The organism is Oceanospirillum beijerinckii DSM 7166 (assembly GCF_000422425.1).
In the GTDB taxonomy this organism is placed as follows: domain Bacteria; phylum Pseudomonadota; class Gammaproteobacteria; order Pseudomonadales; family Halomonadaceae; genus Oceanospirillum; species Oceanospirillum beijerinckii.
In genome coordinates this window covers 27,016-48,587 of record NZ_AULT01000007.1, presented here as the reverse complement: position 1 = coordinate 48,587, position 21,572 = coordinate 27,016, and the positions used below count along the sequence as shown (strand labels likewise).

10 protein-coding genes are annotated in these 21,572 nt (G+C 47.7%); 4 read left to right on the top strand and 6 right to left on the bottom strand.

Annotation, left to right across the window (positions count from 1 at the left end; genetic code table 11):
* Window positions 1–4 precede the first annotated feature (4 nt).
* From H579_RS0101830 to H579_RS23870, 4 genes are all read right to left on the bottom strand, one after another.
* Window positions 5–766 carry a substrate-binding periplasmic protein gene (locus H579_RS0101830; RefSeq protein ID WP_028299243.1) on the bottom strand — a complete coding sequence of 254 codons (762 nt, stop codon included), beginning with the start codon at window positions 764–766 and terminating at the stop codon, window positions 5–7.
* A 7-nt stretch (window positions 767–773) separates the two neighbouring features.
* Entirely contained in the window at window positions 774–1,523 is a 750-nt protein-coding gene (locus tag H579_RS0101825) for a substrate-binding periplasmic protein (protein ID WP_157834534.1), read from the bottom strand.
* A gap of 595 nt (window positions 1,524–2,118) precedes the next feature.
* Window positions 2,119–5,205, bottom strand: coding sequence for a D-2-hydroxyglutarate dehydrogenase YdiJ (gene ydiJ, locus H579_RS0101820; RefSeq protein ID WP_028299241.1), 3,087 nt, complete (start codon window positions 5,203–5,205; stop codon window positions 2,119–2,121).
* A gap of 959 nt (window positions 5,206–6,164) precedes the next feature.
* Window positions 6,165–6,962: a DUF1338 domain-containing protein gene (locus H579_RS23870; protein ID WP_036565071.1), complete on the bottom strand. Its 798-nt coding sequence runs from the start codon at window positions 6,960–6,962 to the stop codon at window positions 6,165–6,167.
* 373 nt (window positions 6,963–7,335) lie between these two features.
* Here H579_RS23870 and H579_RS0101810 point away from each other — a divergent pair, with 373 nt between their 5' ends.
* On the top strand, window positions 7,336–8,292 hold the full coding sequence (locus tag H579_RS0101810) for an AEC family transporter (RefSeq protein WP_028299240.1): 957 nt from the start codon (window positions 7,336–7,338) through the stop codon (window positions 8,290–8,292).
* A gap of 90 nt (window positions 8,293–8,382) precedes the next feature.
* Here H579_RS0101810 and H579_RS0101805 read toward each other — a convergent pair whose 3' ends face one another.
* Window positions 8,383–9,945: a glycerol-3-phosphate dehydrogenase/oxidase gene (locus tag H579_RS0101805; protein ID WP_051227221.1), complete on the bottom strand. Its 1,563-nt coding sequence runs from the start codon at window positions 9,943–9,945 to the stop codon at window positions 8,383–8,385.
* Between the two features lie 202 nt (window positions 9,946–10,147).
* A complete protein-coding gene (locus H579_RS0101800) occupies window positions 10,148–11,164 on the bottom strand; it encodes a helix-turn-helix transcriptional regulator (protein ID WP_028299238.1) in 1,017 nt (338 codons plus the stop codon).
* 344 nt (window positions 11,165–11,508) lie between these two features.
* On the opposite strand from H579_RS0101800, the gene recC reads away from it, so the two are divergent.
* From recC to recD, 3 genes are read left to right on the top strand one after another with little or no spacing between them, the layout of a single operon-like run.
* On the top strand, window positions 11,509–15,348 hold the full coding sequence (recC, locus tag H579_RS0101795) for an exodeoxyribonuclease V subunit gamma (protein ID WP_051227220.1): 3,840 nt from the start codon (window positions 11,509–11,511) through the stop codon (window positions 15,346–15,348).
* Window positions 15,345–19,217, top strand: a complete 3,873-nt coding sequence (recB, locus tag H579_RS0101790; RefSeq protein ID WP_028299236.1) for an exodeoxyribonuclease V subunit beta — start codon at window positions 15,345–15,347, stop codon at window positions 19,215–19,217. The genes recC and recB overlap by 4 nt, the downstream gene beginning before the upstream one ends.
* The gene (gene recD / locus H579_RS0101785) at window positions 19,217–21,451 is read left to right on the top strand and encodes an exodeoxyribonuclease V subunit alpha (RefSeq protein ID WP_211224645.1); all 2,235 of its coding nucleotides are present in this window, start codon (window positions 19,217–19,219) and stop codon (window positions 21,449–21,451) included. Before recB ends, recD begins: the two co-directional genes overlap by 1 nt.
* Window positions 21,452–21,572 lie beyond the last annotated feature (121 nt).

The window sequence follows — 21,572 nt, the reverse complement described above, 5'->3', positions numbered from 1 at the left end:
GGAGTCAGTAAACATCAAACGGGAAGTATTGGTTGATGATGGCTCTTAGCTGGCCGTTGACCAGCATGGCGTTCAGGGCATGGTCCATCTTTTCTTTTAGTTGGGGGTGGTGCTTGCTAATACCAATATGGACGCTGCCGGAAAGGTCAGGGTGGTCAATAGGGTTGCCTATAAAGTCCAAGTTGACATTTTCGCTTTTCTGCAGAAAGTTTAATGCAAACAGGGTCGGGGCTATCAGATAGTCCACCTTTTTCTGGCGCAGTAGCTCCAAGCCAGCACCAATCGAGCTGATCTCTTTAATCTGTACCTGGCTGTTGGCTTTAAGGTAATTGGCCTGGGCTGAGCTTTGTTGTGTGGCTATCACTGCATTTTTGTCGCTCAGTATTGCCATTGGACTTTGGTGAGAACTATCCAGTGAGCCGATCAAACTGGTCGTCGAGCGGTAATACTTTGCACTGAAATTAATTCGTTTGGCACGTTCCGGTGTGATTAGAAAATTGCTGGTGGCAAAATCAATCAGACCTTCTTCCAGAGCCGGAATAACCTTAGAAAAGGGCGTGACTACAAAGTCACAACGTGCCTGCATCTCTTTGCATAGAGCCCGTGCAATATCAACATTGAATCCTTTCAGCTCTCCACCGGCATCTCTGTAGTTAAAGGGTTGAAAGGAGTCTGAGATACCTATCTTGTAGTGAGGCTGGGCGTAACTTTCAGCAGAGCTCGCCAGAATCAGCAGGCCACATAGCATTTGTTTCAGATAATTCATATAAGTCCTAATAAACGCTAAAGGGGAAATATTTTTTATTCAGTTGGTTGTAGCTACCATCCGTGAGCATCTCAGACAGAATATCGTTGATCTGTTGTTGTAACTCAAACTGCTTCAGTGGAAGAGCGACCGCTACTTTGCCACCCAGATTAAATTGTCTAATGGGCTCGCCCAGCAGTTCATATTCCTTATCGGGGTGCTGCGACAGAAAACCCAGTTGTAAAATAGCCGGGCCGAGCACTTGATCCACCTCTTGCCCGAGCAAGGCCTGATAAGTCTCATTTAAATGGGCATAGCTGATTGCGACCATGGTGTCGGCTTTGTGCTGGCGAAGGTATTTTTCCTGAACGGAGCCTTTAACAACGGCCACTTTCACCTGCCGGTATTTGGGCTGCTCAGGTAATCCGACAAAAATTGAGAAGGAACTCATATAATGATCGGAAAAAAGAAGATGCTTGCTACGCTCTTCTGTCACCATGATTGAAGAGAGCGCAAAGTCGACTTTTTCATCCTGAATATCCTGCAAATTTTGGCTGAACGACTGTAGCTTTATCTCGCAGTTACGCTTAAGGCGCAGGCAGATTCCCTGAGCTAACTCAACCTCAAAGCCTGTTGGCTGTTGAAACTGATCCAGGAATCCCATGTTGGCTGATTCCAAGATGCCGACATTCAGGGTCGAGGTTTGTGCCAGGGCTGCCAGTGACTGAGTCAATAGCAGCACAACAAGACTCACTTGGTTAAGGTGCTTGCGAAGCAAGGATCCACTCCCTCGTCTGATAGAAAATTGGGCCGATTCTACCTAAGGTAGGCGTTAAGTTTAAAGCGCTGGATAGATAAGAGGCCATCCAGGGTGAGGCTATAGTCTAAAAAGTGAAAGTCCATACTATCTGCCAGACACTCACACGAAAGTTTTTTATCAAATAGCATCACTCTTCAGTTGTTGGCAAAAAATATAGAAATGCTTTCTGTGCAAATGTCTATGTTGAGGGAGATCTGAACCCTGCTCTACTATTCATTTCAGGTGTATAAGCTGAAATTCCATCGTATTATTCGCACTATATGCCATAAAGTTTATATAAAACAAGGCATTGTGCTGATTTATCAAGCTTATAACATGATACTTTAGTGCATATTATGGAAAAGGCCATTTCAGGCATGATCGGTGAGGACAAGCTTAGGTAGGTATCAGGCAGGCATTAACTCGCTATTCCCCCTGTAACTATACGGGAAAATAGCGAGTATAATGGTGTTAGCCCCTGATGAGCAGCCGCACAAATTTATATATTGATCCTCTCTGGTCTTTGGCCTTAGAGGATAGAGATATTTACGCTGGCGGACTTAAAACCCTGTGTTTACAGTTTGGCCAGCAGCAGTTGCAGTGGATGAGGAATTTGCTTCTGATCAATCCGTTTTACCTGGCTACGACAGGAGTAGCCGGTGGCAACAATACGACCTTTTTTGTCGTTATCATTGATCACCGCAGACCAGCTCTGGCTGTAGATCAGCTTGGATGTATCCACATTCGCGCTTTCATGACCAAAAGTACCAGACATACCGCAGCAACCGGTAGCCTGCAGAGTCAGGGTTAAGCCAAAGGCGTCAAACACCTGTTGCCACTGTTTCATCGACGGTGCTGCATTGGTTTTCTCAGTGCAGTGCGCCAACATGAAAATCTCTTTTTCAGTATCTTGTAGGGATAGATTCAGCGCCTTGATCTGTTCTGTCTGAGTACCCAGCCACTCCTGAATCAGCTGTACATTGGGCAGTTGATCCTCAGGCAGCGATTTTGCGTACTCCTGACGATAAGTTAGCGTCATGGATGGGTCGATCCCTACCAAAGCAACACCGGTTTGATCCAGCTGGCACAACATTTTTGCGTTCTCTGCTGCCGCTTTTTCAAAGGCATTCATCATGCCGTGGACATGCAGAGGCTTACCGTTTGGTTTGAATGGAGCCAGGAAAACGCGATAACCCAAACGGGTTAAAAGATCCATAATATCCAGTACCAGGCGGGACTCGAAGAAGCTGGTGAAAGCATCCTGTACGATCACCACGCTTTTGGTTTTCTGCTCCTCTGGCAGGCGGTTCAGTGCTTCCGGCGTGGCCCAGGCAACACCATAATTAGACAGTTCCTTGGCAATACTCTCTTTACACAGCAGCGGGCTATCCACCATGCCAGCGTATTTCGCCATCAGCTTTTGAACAAAACCCACCTGCATCGGTGCGTTATACAGTGCCGGTACTTTAGACATGGTTGGAATGACGTATTCCAGTGTACCGATAAAGTAGTCTTTCAGCGGACGCAGGTATCGACCGTAATACAGTTCCAGGAACTTGGAGCGGAACTCTGGCACATTGACTTTAATAGGACACTGGCCGACACAGGATTTACACGCCAGACAACCTGCCATGGCATCGTAAACCTCATGGTTAAAGTCGTACTCACCTTTTCGTTTACTCAGGGTGTTCTGTAGGCGAGGGATAAAGGTGCCCACAAAACCACTGTTACGGGTCTCTTCGATCTCTTTATTCAGATCAACCCCGGCTTTTTCCTGTAGCCGCAGCCATTCACGAATCAGAGAGGAACGACCTTTCGGTGATTGCGTACGCTCACGGGTTGCTTTCCAGGACGGGCACATGGCATCGTTCGGGTCAAAGTTATAACAGGCACCGTTGCCGTTACAGTACATAGCGGCATTAAAAGTATCGCGTACCGCACCAGGAATCTGGCGATCATATTCACCACGGGTTGGCACGTTATCAATCTTCAACAGTTCGGCACCAGACTTGGCAGGTGTGGCGATCTTACCCGGATTCAGCTGATTGCGCGGGTCAAAGGTCGCTTTGATCTCTTGCAGATAGGCATAAAGCTCACCAAAGAACTCGGGCGCATATTCGGAACGCACACCTTTACCGTGTTCGCCCCATAGCAGGCCCTTATATTTTTGCGTCAGAGCCACGACACCATCGGTGATGGTGCGGATCATAGTTTCCTGACTTGGGTCCTTCATATCGATCGCCGGACGCACGTGCAGTACACCGGCATCCACATGACCAAACATACCGTAAGCCAGGTTATGGCTATCCAGCAGTTCACGGAACTCCATAATAAAGTCGGCCAGGTTCTCAGGTGGTACCGCAGTATCTTCCACAAAAGGAATCGGACGTTTTTCGCCCTGAGCGTTACCCAGTAGGCCAACGGCTTTTTTACGCATGGTCCAGATCTTACCGATCTCTCCGGCACCCTTGGCAATAGTATAAGCAAAACTTTTGCCTTCGCTGCCAGAGATGCTGTCCAGATGAGCGGTCAGCTTGGTCAGTTTGGCATCCAGTTCCGCTTCATCATCGCCGGTGTATTCCACCAGGTTGATACCGGCGATCTGCTGCTCTTCGCCTTCTGGCCCTGTGGTTTTGGGGTAGTACGTTGCTACGGTATCCCAGATGATGTCGTTCATGGCCAGGTTCAGTACCTTGGAATCCACCGTCTCAATGGAAGTTGGGTTCCAATCCATCAGATCCTTGGCATCACGCAGGGCATCATTAAAGCTGCCATACTGGATATTGACCAGGGCAGAGAACTTAGGAATTGGCAGTACGTTTAGCTTGGCTTCGGTAATAAAGGCCAGACTACCTTCCGCACCACACAGAATCGAATTTAGGTTGAACTGACCATTATCGTCGCGGATGTGAGCCAGATCGTAACCGGTCAGACAGCGGTTCAGTTTCGGAAACTTGGCTTCGATCAGCGCCTGCTGTTCGTTAAAGATCTGGTCGGCGATACGGTGAGCTTCACCCACTCTGTCGTCACGCTGTTTGATCTGCGCCAACTCATCATCAGAGATCGGCTTGGACAGCCACTCAGTACCATCCAGGAAAACACTATTCAGTTCTAAAACGTGATCACGGGTCTTCCCGTATAGCACGGAACCCTGACCACTGGCGTCGGTATTGATCATACCGCCAATAGTGGCGCGGTTACTGGTGGACAGCTCAGGGGCAAAAAACAGGCCGTAGGGCTTCAGTGCCTTGTTCAGCTGATCCTTAACTACACCCGTCTGTACACGAACCCAGCGCTCTTCCTCATTGATCTCCAGAATAGTATTCATATGACGGGAGATATCCACCACCAAGCCATCGGTCAGAGACTGGCCGTTCGTGCCGGTACCACCACCTCGAGGGCTTAAGACGATATCCTTAAACTGGCTTTCGTTACTCAGCTTGGCGATCAGTACCAGATCGTCGATGTTACGTGGATACAGAACCCCTTGCGGCAGTATCTGATAGATGGAGTTATCGGTGGAGAGTACCACGCGATTGGCGTAGTCAGGGTTAAGATCGCCCTTAAAACCCTGGGTTTTGAGGGTGTCGATAAAATCAAGATACTCTTGCTTTAACGTGCCTGTCTGAGTCAGGTTGTTTTCAGCCAGTTGTTTAATCATGCCGGTAGGGTGCCTGTCCTGATAAAAACGCAACAATGTCATACTGTGCGGGGTGTTGTCTGCTAAACAAAATGATTGCGCTATTCCCTGGCCGGGGGCGAGAGAATAGAGTTGTTTCTTGCAGCTAAGTTTTTGTTTAGCATCTTCTTTTATTAACGGTTTAGCCTGTGCAGGAAAAAATAACGTGGTGCCGATCCTGCACAATAACGCTATCTATAGCGCTCAAAATGGCTTCACGGTTGGCCAGAATGTTCACTATAGTTCCCCTTAAAACTGAACAGGCAATATTAGCCTAGTCAGTAAAAATAGTCAGTAGCTGACGCCAGGTGAGAGAGGTGCTTTTATGCGACTTTGGTATGAGCTGCATACGCTATTTCTATAGCGTTGCAGCGTGCAAAATTATACTGATCAAAAAATAAACAATCTAAGAAGGAAGGGCTGAATTTGTTTCCTTGAGACAATTTTCCTCAGCTTATCCAAGGAATTATCCACAGCTTTTGTGGGTAACTGCTCTTTTAGTCAATTTTGATCATTGTTATTTTTTTGTTGGGTGATAACTTGGTATTTTCAATAAAAACAATAGCTTATGTGTTTATTGCTATGCTTTTAATACCTTAGGTCTGAGTGGAAATCAAGCCCCATGTCTTATTAATTGTGGCAAATTGTCATAAATATTGAATTTCTTGATAAGAGTCAGACTGTCAAGCATTTTCTGGGGATAAATAGTTGCTCTGTCTGTTGTAATGTAACGATTCTTGTTGCATATGAAAACCGAGTGATGGAAAGATTTTTCGTTAAGTTTTTTAAATTCTTTGCACTGTGTCAGTCATCTCCCTTTGATTACCCTTGTTTTTCTGGTCTCTTTTTTTGCCATTCATGCTTTTACTGCGCCCACTTTTTCAGTCCCCCGTTTTTAACCAAGGACTGATTTTTTAGTCGTCTTATCTTATAAGAGGTCATTAATGGTGCTGTTGGTTCAGGGTTGAATCAACTCCAGAAGGCACAAAGCCATCGTACAAGTGGCCAGGATGGTCTGGGTAGCGCTTAACAAACTCAAAGTGACAAGTGGGCACTGGGTGCTCTGAGCCATCGGAAAACAGCCGCATCGTTTGATCGGGCAGTATTGCTCCCTGTTCCAGCAGATCCAGGCGTGAGCCTTTAATCACCCCTCCATCCTGATTCAGGCAAAAGCCCAGAGCTTCCATTCTATTTAATGCCTGAGCAATATCGGGTGTATGGCTGAGATGATTGACGCTGATGGCAAAATGATTGGCACGAATGCCCATTACCGATAACCAAGCGGCATACTCACTTTCTGACAATAACAGCTCATACTCCTGCCAGGTGGGCATAGACCACAGTCGACCAGACCAGAACACCTGCGGTCGTTTGATCACTTCTAAAGGTACCTCATCAATCAAGCGGTGGATTATCTGTTGCGCTTTATAGGACAGATGCTCCGTCATCAGCTCGGTAAATACGATTCGGGGTAGATGCTCATCCGGAGGTAGGTAGCTCCAGGCCTTCAGGTGTTTGTCCGGCAGAGTGTAAGGGGCGAAGTGCCTGTAACCCAGATTCAACAGATGCTGCTCCAGCATAACAATATTTATCGGGGCCAGATTAAAGGTACGAAATGCAACATGATCCTTAATCAGAGTTTCTCCAGCCATCTCAAAGGCGTTCTCAATCACCTGAGCCTGCGGAGTGACATGCATATAATCAAACCAGAGTTGTTGGAAAAAATGGTCAACGTGCATGGGAAACCTCCAATCGACAGAAACTGGTGTTTCTTCAGTATAGTTCAGCCTGAAAAACAGGTGAGGTCTTGAGTTGCAAGGCTGAGAGAGAGCTTATTTTTATTAGATAATATCGATATAAAAGAAAAGAGAAAAAGATTGAAACTTTTGTCTGAGGACAGACTCTTAATAAGTGCCAATCTTGCGTAATGCAAATTGATCTGACGGGACTATCGTCACACTCATCAACCTTTGGGGAAGCATTTGCTTCCCTTTTTTTTCGTCTGCGCTGTTCTGACTTTTTTTGTGGGCCTGCCAGAGAAATACTTAACATGTTTACTAATTTATGCTTTTGCAGTAGCCTTCGTGCACACTCACTAATACGACACTGGCTATGCTTGATCAAAACGGCTTTTTATATGTGCTCTCCATCACCAGTCCAATCTTTATCCTGATCCTGATCGGTTATGGCGCAGTACGCTACGGCATTCTTCAAAAAGAGGGGATGCGCACCTTAGGAGCCTTTGTCGTTAATTTTGGTCTGCCAGCAGCGATCTTTAAGGCGTTAAGTGAAAGATCTTTCCAGGATATTCTGCACTTAGATTACCTGCTGACTTATGGTCTGGGGTCTTTATTGGCCTTTAGTCTGATCTTGATGTACGCCAAGGTCTATCGTAGGAAATCCCTTACCGAAAGCGCTATGTTTGGCATGGGTTCCAGCTTTTCAAACAGCCTGATGGTCGGCTATCCCATTATTTTCCAGCTATTTGGCCCAGCCGCTCTGGTGCCCTTTGCCCTGACGTTAATTGTCGAAAACTTCTTTTTGATGCCGTTAGCATTGGCGCTGGCGGATACCGGCGGTAAAAAAGATGAGCGTTTTGTTAAAGCCCTGCTGCAATCACTGCCTCAGTTGCTGAAAAATCCTATTATTATCGCTATCGCGCTGGGGGTTTTATGCTCCTTGCTATCGATCCAGTTACCACCAGTAGTCACTAAAGTGGTTGATATGTTTGCCGTCACCGTAGGAGGCGTCGCCCTGTTTACTATCGGTGGTATTTTGGTGGGTATTAAAGTCAGAGGTATGATGCAGGATATCGGTATTCTCGTCGCCGCTAAACTGATCCTGCACCCGGCGTGTATCTTCCTGATGATGTTACTGATGCCACCGATGGACCCGGTCTTCCAAGGTGTGGCTCTGGTACTGGCTTGTATGCCAATGTTCAGCATCTTTGCCGTGATCGGCCAGCGCTACAATATGGGCAGCCTATGTGCTGCAGTGCTGCTGCCGGCTACTCTGTTCTCATTTCTAACCATTAACATCATGGTTTGGTTGTTAAGTCTGCCCGGTTAGTGATCGGCATATGTCAACATAATTGCGACACAGCTCTTTAGGGTAAACAGGAGAATTGAGTCACTCTATAGCGCTAGTTAGAGGTTGTGCTTATCTATAAGGCTGATAAAAGCGCTTATGCAGTGTCTGATATCGGTCCCATTCTTTTTCAAACTGCTGTTCTGTCCAATTGAGATATTCTTCGCATAGTGTTTTCAGTTCAGGTATCAGGTGTTCGCCGCCATCGGAGAAAAACAGTCCGATACGGGTGCGTCTGATCAAGAGATCATCAAGGTGGCTGATAGCCAGATATCTGAGTGCCCAGTGCAGTTCGGCCCAGTAGTGTGGAGTTTCTGGGATTTTTTCGAGGGCAGGTTCTGCTTCATTAAGTTGGTCTGCATCGGCGCCATATAGTTGAATCAGGGCTTCGGGGACGGGTAGGCTGCCTTGGTTGCGAGTATTGGCCCCCAGCTCTGGCCAGGGTTTTGGGATGCTATTTAGCGGTTGGAAGTCCAACTGATCGATAGCGTCTTTGGCCATAACCTGAAAGGTGGTGAGTTTGCCACCGCATAGGTAGAGCTGTCCCTGATAGCGCCAGATTTTATGCTCTCTGGCGACATCTGAAGGGCGAAGTCCATCATCTGATGGATCACTGAGTACGGGTCTTACACCGGACCAGGCGCTGATACAATCGTCGTAAGTCAGAGATGCGCCGGGGAAATAGTGATGTAGGGCTTTGTAGATATAGGCTTGCTCATCCGGTTGGATACGTACGTCGTTATCCAGTGATTCCATATGATCCAGATCTGTGGTGCCAACAAGTGTGTAACCCATCCAGGGGAGGGCAAACATCAGACGTTGATCGCTGGGATGGAACAGGCAGACGCCTTTTTCTAAGGGTAACTTTTCTGCTGAGAAGAGCAAATGACTCCCTCTGAGTGGTCGGACCTGATAGGGGACTAATTCGTCTCCCGGAGTTTGCGTCCAGGCTCCGGTGGCATGGATCACTTGGCGGCAATTAACATGCAGTGCACCAAAGTGTTCGGCTTGTATATAGACCTGATAATCCTTGCCGGTATTCTCTACCCGTTCCACTTTGCTGTAGTTATAGGCGGTGCCACCTAGTTGATTGGCCTCCAGCAGGACGCGTAGGGTCAGGCGGGCATCATCGGTCAGGGCATCTTTAAACTCGGTCGCTGCATAGCAACCTTGGTTTCTTAGTAGTGGCGCATTTTGTTGCATCTCTTCAGTCGATAGATTGCGATGCAGCTTCTTTCCGGCTAAGGCATCGTAACACCACATCAATAAACGGAAGCTGGCGCGACGGGGTGGGCGTTCATGGTAGTGCGGCATAATCATGGGTAGATGGTTGACTAAGCCCGGTAACTGCTGACACAGTCTTTCGCGTGCCTTAACGGCTTCTCTGGTGAGGGTAAACTGACCGGATGTGAGATAGCGGATGCCACCGTGCACCAGTTTACTGGATTGGCTGGATGAGCCGGAAGCAAAATCGTCTTTCTCTAATAGCAGGGCTTTGTAGCCTCTGCGGCTGGCCTCAAACAGTAGCCCGGCACCGGATATTCCTCCGCCGATAATAACAATATCCCAGTCATACTGATCCAGTTGCTTTAGTCCAGCAATGCGTCCTTCTGTACTCCAATGATCCGGCAGCATAGGTTTCTCCTCGTCCCATCACCTTTTTATCATTGCACAGCTTTACGCTTTTTGCCTGTTGATCTGCAAAAGGTTTAGTTTTTCTGAGGGTTATGATGTGCTGACAGAACGCTCAACTAAAAGGGGCTCTATCAACCAAAAGGGCCCACTATTAACAGAGTGGGCCCTTATCTCTCAATCATTGGTAAACAGAACAGAGTGTTTATGCAGGCTCTGGCAGATTACTTTCGGTAAGATAACGTGCCATCAGGTTGCGGGTGGTTTCAGTAATAGCCTGACGCAGAGACTGCGGGGCCAACACTTCAACCTCTTCTCCCCAGCCGATCAACCAACGCTTCAGCTCTTCGCTGTTATCAACGCTTGCCTTGATCTCACAGCTATAATCATCTGCAGAGTCAATGACCTGATCAGCACTCAGCGGGCTGTCTTTCAGGATCTGCCCCAGAGCAGGACCTGCTTTCAAATGCAGATTAATGCTCTCTTTATCCGTCACCACACCAAAGTGACCTTGTTGGATATAATCCTGCAGAGAGAAATCTTCCGGCTCTTCAACTACCCGTGCCTGAACCTTCACAGAAGTAATACGGTGGATTGGTAATTGACTGACTTCGTTGTGACCGTCAATCACAGCCAGCAGATACGTCACGGGTTCTTTAACCACGATTGCCAACGGATGGACCAGCAGTTTTTTACTGGACTGATTCATATCAGACTGATAACGAATCTCACATTGAAGCTCATCCATTACAGCTTGGGTCATCTCTTCAGAGATTGACGGTTTTATCACAGGTTTCGGCAGCGCATAGCCACTGGGTAACACTGCTATTTTTTCCGATATAGCTCCCTTGCCTTTATCCTGTTTTAAAATTTTATCAGCCAGAGGAAAATAAGGCTGTAAGAAACTGTGTACACTATGGGGCACTTCACTGCTCAGTTCATGCTGTGCCAGTTTTAAAGTAATCGCCCCTTGCAAGTCGATATTCGGTAATACTACAGGCTTGGCATTATCAGCAAAGCGCCATAAGTTTTTATTACCTTTTGGATCCGCTTTGATTGGGAAGTCACTACTCAGCTTTTCCAGGTCTCTTTGAATGGTACGCTGAGTTACTTCATAACCTTTTTTCTTTAGTTGCTGTTGAATCTCATAGGTCCCAATACCAGGACGCTGTTTTGGCAACAACCCCAGCAGAATAAGGTAACGCAAAGATGTATCGGCCATGATAGTCAGTCCTTTTCTGTCTCTTAATGGGTTAGATTAATTCCATTTATAGTAGTATTAAAAACACAGATATTATACTGGTAAAAACCCTAGTAAATCCTGATATTTTTAAAGTTATTAGTATCAGTTTTTACATTTTGTTACACTTCGGATCACTTATAAGCCCGGGATAGACAAACATGCAGGTAAATGATAGGTCGAAAGTAATAAAATGAATAAAGGCTCAGTCTGAACTCTTGCCCATATAAGAGAACAATTTTCACAGGAAACAGATACAACAGTTCGATAGAATTGCGTGCTAAACAGCGGCTTAACTCAATATCGGCCAGAGCAGGAAAAAATTTATGCCTGAGATCACTCAAAATCAAGATTCCTCATCCTTTATTCAACCCGGGTTTATGGTGATTCAGGGAAACCAGCTGGAACAACTGCGTCAATTAATCGTCGATTGGTGCAATCAAACCCCTCTTGCCCCTCTCGAAAATGAAGTTATCCTTGTTCAGAGTAACGGTATCGCGCAATGGTTAAAACTGGCCCTTGCTAAAGACTCTAATAATGCCAGTAGCGATATTGATTCTGGAATCGGAATCTCTGCGGCTCTAGATGTCACCTTGCCTGCACGTTTTTTATGGCGTTGTTACCAAGCTATATTAGAAAATCTGCCCTCAGCTTCTCCTTTTGACAAAGCCCCATTAACGTGGAGATTGATGCGTATTCTGCATCAGATTAATCAGCTGCCTGAAACAGACGCACAATACGAACTGTATCAACCTTTACGCCAATTTATGGCAGAAGATCAAGACCAGAGACGTCTTTATCAACTTGCCGCACAGTTATCTGATCTGTTTGACCAATATCAGGTTTATCGCTCAGACTGGCTGTCAGCCTGGTCAGAGAATCGTGATGAGTTACCAGACGGTCTGAGAGATCTGATCCGTGAAATCCCTCAGGGGCAAGAGTGGCAGCCGGCATTATGGCGTCAATTGATACAAGATATTGAACAACAAATTGAACTGTGGGAAACACAGTATTTAATATCAAAACAAGATGAGTTATCAGGTGGTATTATTAATAATTCATTAATCAATAAAGAGCTATTAAGTCGATCCAATATACATCAAGCTTTTATAGTAAGAGCTAAACAATTATTTATTAAACAAAGACCAAAGAAACTACCCAGACGGGTTATTGTTTTTGGTATCTCGTCCTTACCTCAACAGATGCTTGAAGCATTAGAAGCGATCTCTCATCTCACCCAGGTAGTGCTCTGCGTGCATAACCCTTGTCAGCATTTCTGGGGTGATCTGATTGAAGGTAAAGAGCTGTTTCGGCAAAACTATAAAAGGATGCAGTCAAAGGAGCCGCCAAAAGGAGTTTCTGAGGAAGATATGCATCTCTATGGCCACCCTTTGTTAGCAGCCTGGGGTAAACAGGGCCGGGACTATATCCGTCTATTGGATGAACGGGATGAGCGTAGCCAGTACGAAACCCATTTCAATCAGGCCAATCTGAAAATCGATCTGTTTGAGTCACCCGTTGAATCGCTACCCGATCAGTCTGAACCGGGACTGCTGCAACAGATTCAGGATGACATCTTTGAACTGCGCCCAATCAGTGAACGTCGATCACTCGCTTGTGAGCTACAACCGGCGCAGGATACCAGTCTGGTCTTTCATATCGCCCATAGCCCACTGCGGGAAGTGGAGATTCTGTATGATCAGCTACTGGCCGAGTTTAATCGTGCCAATGGTGGTTTAGGCCTTGATGCGAAGCCGGAATTAAAACCCAGAGATATTCTGGTCATGGTGCCGGATATCAATCGCTATGCGCCCCATATTAAAGCTGTGTTTGGCCGTATCTCACCGGACGATAAAAATCGTTTTATTCCCTTTGCTATTTCGGATCAAGGCCAGCGCCATAGCAACCCTATGATGGCGGGCCTGGAAACTCTGTTCCGGTTACCGGAGTCCCGTATCAATGTCAGCGATGTTTTAACCCTACTGGAAGTGCCTGCACTGGCGAACCGTTTGGGCATTAACCAGAATGATCTACCCAAACTCAAGCAGTGGGTTGAAGGGGCAAATATTCGCTGGGGCTTGGATCATCAGCATAGAGCACCCTTTGGTATCCCTGAAGCTCTAACCCAAAACAGCTGGTACTTTGGCCTGAAGCGTATGTTGCTGGGTTATATGAACGGCACCACCGAGTGGCATGAGATTGAGCCCTACTCCGAAATTGGCGGCTTGGAAGCGGCCCTAATTGGCCCTCTGGCCCAACTGATTCAACTGCTGGATCACTATAATCGTCTGTTAAGCAAAGATCACCCGCCTAAAATCTGGGCACAGCTGATTCAGCAGATGATTGCGGATTTCTTCCAGGCCAGTAACGCCCAGGATACAACCCTGCTGACTAATTTTACCCTGGCTCTGGAAAACTGGCTGGCCGCTTGTGAACTGGCCGCATTGGAACAAACCCTACCGCTCTTCGCAGTACGGGAATCTCTGTTAACCGGTATCGACCAACCTTCTCTAACACAGAAATTCCTTGGTGGTTCAGTGAACTTTGCCACCCTGATGCCGATGCGTGCCATCCCGTTTAAACAGGTCTATCTGCTCGGTATGAACGACGGTGACTACCCGAGAAGTCGCAAACCTACTGATTTTGACCTTATGGCCAGTGATTATCGCCCCGGTGACCGCTCCCGCCGGGAAGATGACCGCTACCTGTTCCTGGAAGCGATGTTATCCGCACGGGAAAAACTTTATATCAGCTGGGTCGGTCGCAGTATTCGCGATAATACCGAGCGCCCACCTTCTGTGTTAGTTGGTCAGTTGAGAGATCATATTGCTGCAGGTTGGCACCTGGCGGGAGAAGTCAAACCTGAGCGTTTAAATGAACGTCGTGAAAGCGGTGAGCGCCTATTGGATGCCCTGACGACAGAGCACCCGTTACAACCCTTCAGTAAAAACTACTTTGCGGATAATCGTGACCCACGGCTATTCACCTATGCCAGTGAATGGCGACAGATGCATAACCCACAGGAATCTGCTCAACAAGAGCTATCCCTGCAAGCTCAGACCGCAGCACTACCTTTTGTGTTACCGGAAGGCGGACTGAACCTGAAACAGCTGAGTGATTTTCTGAAAAATCCAGTGAAGTTCTTCTATCACCATAGACTCAAAGTCAATTTCTTTGCTGAAGATCTAACCTCAGCGGACGAAGAACGTTTTGGTTTTAATGCACTGGAACAGTGGCAGCTCACCCATCAGATGATCAGTGAGTTAACTCAACAGCTTTATCAAGCGCCAAGGCTGAACTGCGACCATCTATTACAGCAGTTATTTGTCAAAGCAGAACGAAGCGGCCAGCTGCCTATGGGGCCATTTGCCGAAGTGGTTAAAAAGCATCTGTTTAATGAGCTGTTACCGGCACTACAAAGCTATCAGCAAGCCCGTTTGCCTCTGTTGCAACTGGACGCAGTAGAAAATATACATCTAACGATTCAATCAGATGAGCTTGTGGCTCTTAGCGGTATCGATAGTGGTGAGTTCAATAATGGCCGAAGCTCCGTAAATGGCTCAACAAATGTCTGTGAAAATGATCCAGCAAATACAGATGTGAACACAGATACTGTTAATAAGAAAAAAACGGCCAGTGAGTCAATCACCCTGAATGATCAGGTCAGTGGCCTGTTACTCAGAGAAAACGGTAGCCGGGTACAGTTATTGATGGAAACCAGCACCCTGCCCGATGCTAAAACCCGCTTCCGCTGGCACGTGCTGTTACGTTACTGGGTTCTGCATCTGGCGGCTCAGTTAGCCGCACCAACAGAAACCCGTATTATCTCGGTGACCGGTGATCTGAGCTTACAACCCATGAACGGTGAACAAGCAGCACTACAGCTAAAGCGTATTATGGCTCAGCTGACGATCGGCTTAAATCAACCACTGCCATTGCCGTGCAAAACCGCCATTGCCACTCTGTTTGAAGGCGCTAAACCTCAGGAAATGTATGAAGGTAACTATATGCGTGAAGGTGAGATCAACAGTCATAGCGCCTTTGCCCGCTTTTGGCCAGATTTCTTAGCGCTACAGCATGCGCAGATTGAGAGTCTTGCCGACACGATTTACGGCCCTTTAATAGGCCACGATATTCGCATTAACGACCCAGAGGATAACCTATGAGCCAGCAACTGGATCTGATTCGCTTTCCCCTAAAAGGCAGTCAGCTGATTGAGGCCAGTGCCGGTACCGGTAAAACCTTTACCCTGGCTCACTTATACACTCGTCTGGTACTGGGCCATGGCGGCGAAAATGGCTATCAACGACCATTGATGCCACCCGAAATTCTGGTGGTAACCTTTACCGATGCTGCCACTCAGGAACTAAGAGACCGTATCCGCGCCAAGCTGGTTGAAGCGGCAGATATCTTTGCGTTAACTGAAAGCGAGTTTGATGATTTGAAAGAGGATGACAGCGGTAATCCTCTGGTCCATCTACGTCAGGATATCGAACCGGAACAGTACAGCCAGTGCACACGCCAGCTGATTCAAGCCGCTGAATGGATGGATGAGTCGTCTATCTCCACCATCCACGGTTGGTGTCATCGTATGCTGCACGAGCATGCGTTTCACAGTGGCAGCCTGTTTGATCAGGAACTGGTTACCGATCAATCAGAGCTACTGGAACAGGTGGTACAGGATTACTGGCGCAGTCACTTCTATTCTCTAAGACCTGAAGCAGCCCTGCTGGTGTTGCAGAATTTTCCGAGCCCCGATGCGCTTAAACACGCTTTACTCCCCTTGTTAAAGATCAGTTCGGGCCGGATTTACTATCAGGGCCATGAGCTTAACGGTGAGTTTAATGTTACAGACAGGCTATTGCAGGAACTCACCCATCAAAACCAGCTGATTGAGCTGGAAAACAACGCCAGAAGCCTATGGTTAAAAGATAAAGCAGGTATTGAGCAAGCCCTGACTGAGCTGCAACCCAGCTTAAATGGCACCAAACATAACTCCAGCAAACCGGATAAATTTAACGCCTTTTTAGCGGAGATTGCGGATTGGTCACAGGGCCAAAAAGCCCCATCCAAACTGGTTAACTTTGCCAGTGGTCGTTTTGCCTATAAAAAAGGCAAGGATCAACCTGAACCGGATTTCCCGGTATTTACCGCCATTAAACAGTGGCAGGATGCCCTGAGCGAAGAAACCGACGGCAGCAGCTTAAAACAAGAGCTGTTAATCCATGCCGCCCTCTGGTGTCAAAACACCTTTAACCAGCGCCAACAAGCCAAAGCACAAATGGGCTTTGGTGATCTGCTCAGCCAACTGGATCAGGCACTGCAAGGTGATCAGGGTGAAGCCTTGGCAGCGAGTATTCGCCAACAGTTCCCTGTCGCCCTGATTGATGAGTTTCAGGATACCGATCCGATTCAATACCGTATTTTTAATACGGCCTACAAACTGGAAGAGAACAATCCCGATAATGGCCTAATACTGATTGGTGACCCCAAGCAGGCGATTTACGCCTTTCGGGGAGCGGACATCTATACCTATCTACAGGCAAAGTCTGCGACTGAAGGCCGTCACCATACGCTCAAGAAAAACTTCCGCTCTACACAGGGCGTGGTTGAGGCCACCAATACGCTGTTTGAGCAAGCAAAAAACTATGCCTTTGGCCCTTTCCGCTTTCAGGGGGATGAGCTACCGTTTGAAGCCGTAGATGCTCAAGGCAAAGGTGATAGCTTTATCGTTCAGGGTCAGACGGCTCCAGCCATGCAGCTATGGTATCTGCTGCCGGAAGAAGGCGCAGAGAAGGTTGGCAGTACCCTCTACCGTACTGCTATGGCCGAAAGCAGTGCCAGCGAAATTGTACGTTTGCTTAATCTGGGCCAGCAAAACCAAGCCGGTTTTAGTTCTGTTTCCAATCAACAAACCTCAGACACAGAAGTTCTTGATATTAAAGGTATCAAACCCAGCGATATCGCTATTCTGGTACGTAATAAAACCGAAGCGGATGCTATTCAAACGGCTTTGGCTCACCGCAGTGTAAACAGTGTTTATCTATCAGATCGGGATTCGGTATTTGCCACCCAGGAAGCGGAAGATCTACTGACCTGGCTAAAAGCCTGCGCCGAACCCAACCGGGATACACTGCTCAGAAATGCACTGGCGACCAGTACATTGGACCTACCTATTAAAGCCTTAGACCAATTGAATCACGACGAATTAGCATGGGAAAGCAAGGTTGAACAGTTCAGCCTATATCGTCGTCTGTGGTGGCAACAGGGTGTACTGGCGATGTGTCATCGTTTGCTGCACGACTTTGAACTTCCTGCCCGATTGCTGGCTCAACCCGGTGGTGAACGCCGTCTGACCAACGTATTGCATCTGGCGGAATGGCTACAGGAGTGCGCCAGCACCATCGAGGGTGATTTCGCCCTGATTCGCTTCCTGGCCGAACATATTGGTGAAAGCGCCGATGAGTTTATCCTGCGCCTGGAAAGTGACGATGATCTGGTGAAAGTGGTCACCATTCATAAATCCAAAGGATTGGAGTACCCGCTGGTATTTCTGCCATTTATCGCCAGCTGGAAAGAAGCCTCCAGTGATCTGTTCAGTTATCAGCCGGATAACGGCGAACGCATTATGGAACTGGCCGGTAAAAAAGGCGCATCGGAAAGCTGGCTAATGGCCGATGCCGAGCGTTTAAGTGAAGATCTGCGTCTACTGTATGTTGCCCTCACCCGCGCAAAATATGCCACTTGGTTAGGCGTTGCTCCACTGGCGGTAGGTAATAGCAAAAAGCCACAACTGGAAAAAGGGGCGCTGGGTTATCTGCTGAATGGCGGTGCAGAGTTTACTGCTGAAAGCCTCTACCTGACATTGGCTGAGCTGACAGAAAAATCCTCCTATATCCAACTGGGCAAGCTGCCGGAAGCGACCGAATTTTGTTTTGCAGAGATCAATCAGCAAACTCTGGGACATGCGCAAATTAGTCAGGTCCGGCCCAGAGATCCTTGGTGGATCGCCAGTTATTCCAGCTTACAAACTGGTGCGGTGACAGGTGGTGATGCTATAGAGCGCTCTGCCTCTCTCAACACCTTAAATGAGTTTGAGCCGAGTGAAACAGAAGCGCCATCATTGCCGGATGCGCCTGATACCGCTCTGCAAGCCACAGCAGAAGAAGAGTCCGATCAGATTGGTGATATTCAACTCAGTGCCGCTGCACTGGATGCAGAGTCCGAACAGCAGCTACGTGAATTACATCTATTCCCCCGTGGCGCTAATGCCGGTACCTTCCTGCACGGTTTGTTGGAATGGGCTGCAGAAGAAGGCTTTGATCAGGCCGTAAGTGATAAAATAGCCCGTTTGGATATGCTCAGCCGACGCTGTCAGCTGCGGGGATGGCAACAGTGGATCAATCCGCTCAACCTCTGGCTGGAAGATTTCTTATCAACGCCTTGGGACCTTGAGCAAGCTTTTGCCAGTGCTTGTACCGAGATCTCTCAGCAATCTGCACAAGCAGAACTGAGACGCTCACCATTACAACTCTCAGCCCTTGAAATCTACCAGGCTGAGATGGAGTTCTGGTTTGAAGCCCACCACGTTAAAACCCAAACCATGGATCAACTGGTACGCCAATACAGTTTAAATAGCCAACCACGGCCCGAGATCTTAGCCAATGAGCTCAATGGCATGTTAAAAGGCTTTATCGATTTGGTGGTACAACACGATGGCCGTTATTATGTGATCGACTGGAAATCCAACTATATCGGCCCGGAGAATAGTGACTATCACTACACCAGTATGCTGGAAGTGATCCTGAAAAAGCGTTACGACATGCAGTATCTGCTTTATATTCTGGCGTTGCACCGACACCTGAAATCCCGATTACCGAACTACGATTATGATCAGCATATCGGCGGAGCCCTGTATCTGTTCCTACGCGGTAGCCATAGCGATAGCCAGGGCGTATTTGCCGATAGACCCGCAAAAATATTAATTGAACAACTGGATCAGCTGTTTGCCGGTATCAGCCAGGAGGTGTGCTGATGTTTTCTCAATCTATACAAATGCCTTGGCTAAACGCTGAGACCAAAACTCCTGTGATCACTGCAGAGTCCGCTTTACAGCAGCCGCAAGTGATGCTGATGCTGTTACAGCAATGGGTCGACAAGGGTTGGTTAAGAGCCTTGGATCTGGCCTGCGCCCGTTTTCTGCAAGATCAAGCCCAGGAGATGGATGCCCTGGTACTGCTGACCGCAGCTCTGGCCAGCCATCAAACGGGTCGCGGCCATGTCTGTCTGGATCTGGCTCAGTGTCTGCAACGCCCCAACTTTGTACTCTCTATGCCACCAGAAGATCTACCAGAACTGGCCGAAGCCGTACTGACACCGGATCAATTGCTGGAACAGGTAACGCTTGCCCAATGGCAAGTCACACTACAGCAGAACAATCTACTGGTGGACACAGAAAGAGAACTCAACTCAGCACAGGCGCCTCTGGTACTGTTTTTAAGGCCTGAGTTTTCAGCCACGGCCAAAGGTAAAAAAGAGAAAACGGTTATTCGCCCACTGCTCTATCTGCGCCGCTATTGGCAGTACGAGCAAGAGATTCTGAGTCATCTGGAGCGTTTATTATCGTTGTCCGTTACGTTACCAGAACAAGATAGCCAGCAAGCCTTAAGCTACCTGTTTAAGCCGAAAGGTAACGCGGATATATCCACGGATACCAACTGGCAAAAAGTAGCTTGTGCTCTCGCGGCCAAGAGCGCTTTTGCCATTATTACCGGCGGCCCAGGTACGGGTAAAACGACCACAGTTATCAACCTGCTGGCCCTATTGCAGTTTGTCGCACTGAAACAATCCGGCCAAGGTCTACAGATCGCCCTCGCCGCTCCCACCGGTAAAGCCGCTGCCCGACTGAATGAATCCCTCAGTGGTCGTATCGCCAGTCTGGATCTGCAAGGTCTCAACGATGATAATCGATCTGGTATGGATGAAGTCGTTAGAGCCCATATCCCAACCGAGGTAACTACACTGCATCGCCTTTTAGGCGCGCGTCCTGATAGCCGTCACTTCCGCCATCATAAACACAACCCACTTACGGCAGATATTGTGGTAGTCGATGAAGCTTCCATGATTGATGTGGAAATGATGTCCCGCTTGATGGATGCGCTTAAACCCAAAGCCCGGCTGATCCTACTGGGTGATAAAGATCAGCTGGCCTCGGTAGAGGCAGGTTCTGTTTTGGGTAGCCTGTGTGAACGCGCGGATCAAGGCCACTATCAGCCCGAAACCCTGCAATGGCTACAGCGGGTAACGGGAGAACAGATCTGCGATCAATTTGAGGATATTCAGGGGAAAAAACTGGACCAGGCCGTAGCAATGCTGCGTAAGAGTTACCGCTTTTCTGACGACAGCGGTATTAAGCAGCTGGCGGATGCCGTTAACCAGTGTCAAAGCTCACAGGCAATCAAAACACTGAAGTCAGGGCAAACGGATATCGATCAGTTGGTTATTCAAGATCAGCAAGACAGAAGCTTTGAGCAACTGGTTCGTCATGGTTATGGCCCTTATTTGGATATGGTGAACTCTTCACCGTTATCACTCTCATTTGATACTTATAACAAAAGTGCACATTCAGAGGGCACGAATTCAGATAGAGCAAAGACAGAGCAGCCATCGCTTCTGGCACCGGAACAGGATAACGAGCGGCAAGCCATACTGGATCAGTGGGCGGCCAGCGTAATTAAACAATACTCCCGCTTTCAGCTACTCGCCGCACTGCGCCGTGGCGACTGGGGTATCGAAGGGCTGAATATCCGTATTCGCGAGATCTTACGTCATAAGTTGAAAGGTGAGAGCCAAATCTGGTATTCCGGTCGCCCCGTACTGGTCACCAGCAACGATTACAGCCTGAAACTGATGAACGGTGATATCGGCATCACTCTGCAAGTTCCCGTAAAACAGAATGATGGTTCTTTTAAGCTTATGCTGCGAGTTGCTTTCCCCATGGGCGATGGCTCTGAGCGTATCCGCTGGATTCTGCCTAGCCGTTTACAAGCCGTTGAAACAGTGTTTGCCATGACCGTGCATAAATCCCAGGGTTCAGAGTTTAATCACACTGTTTTGGTACTACCGGAACATAACTCACCAGTACTAAGCAAGGAACTGATCTATACCGGAATTACTCGTGCCAAGGATAAATTTACATTGGTTTATAAAAACAGTGGGGTACTAAGGCAGGGTATCGAACAACGTATTTTACGGGCTAATGGTATGTGACCTGCCCCTTTTATTTTAATGCCTTTGCCTGTTCTGCAGGTAAAGGCTTGCTTCAATCAACTAGCACCTTCTCATATTTTCTGCGTTTGATGCGGACTATCCCTCCAGTTAACGGTCATTT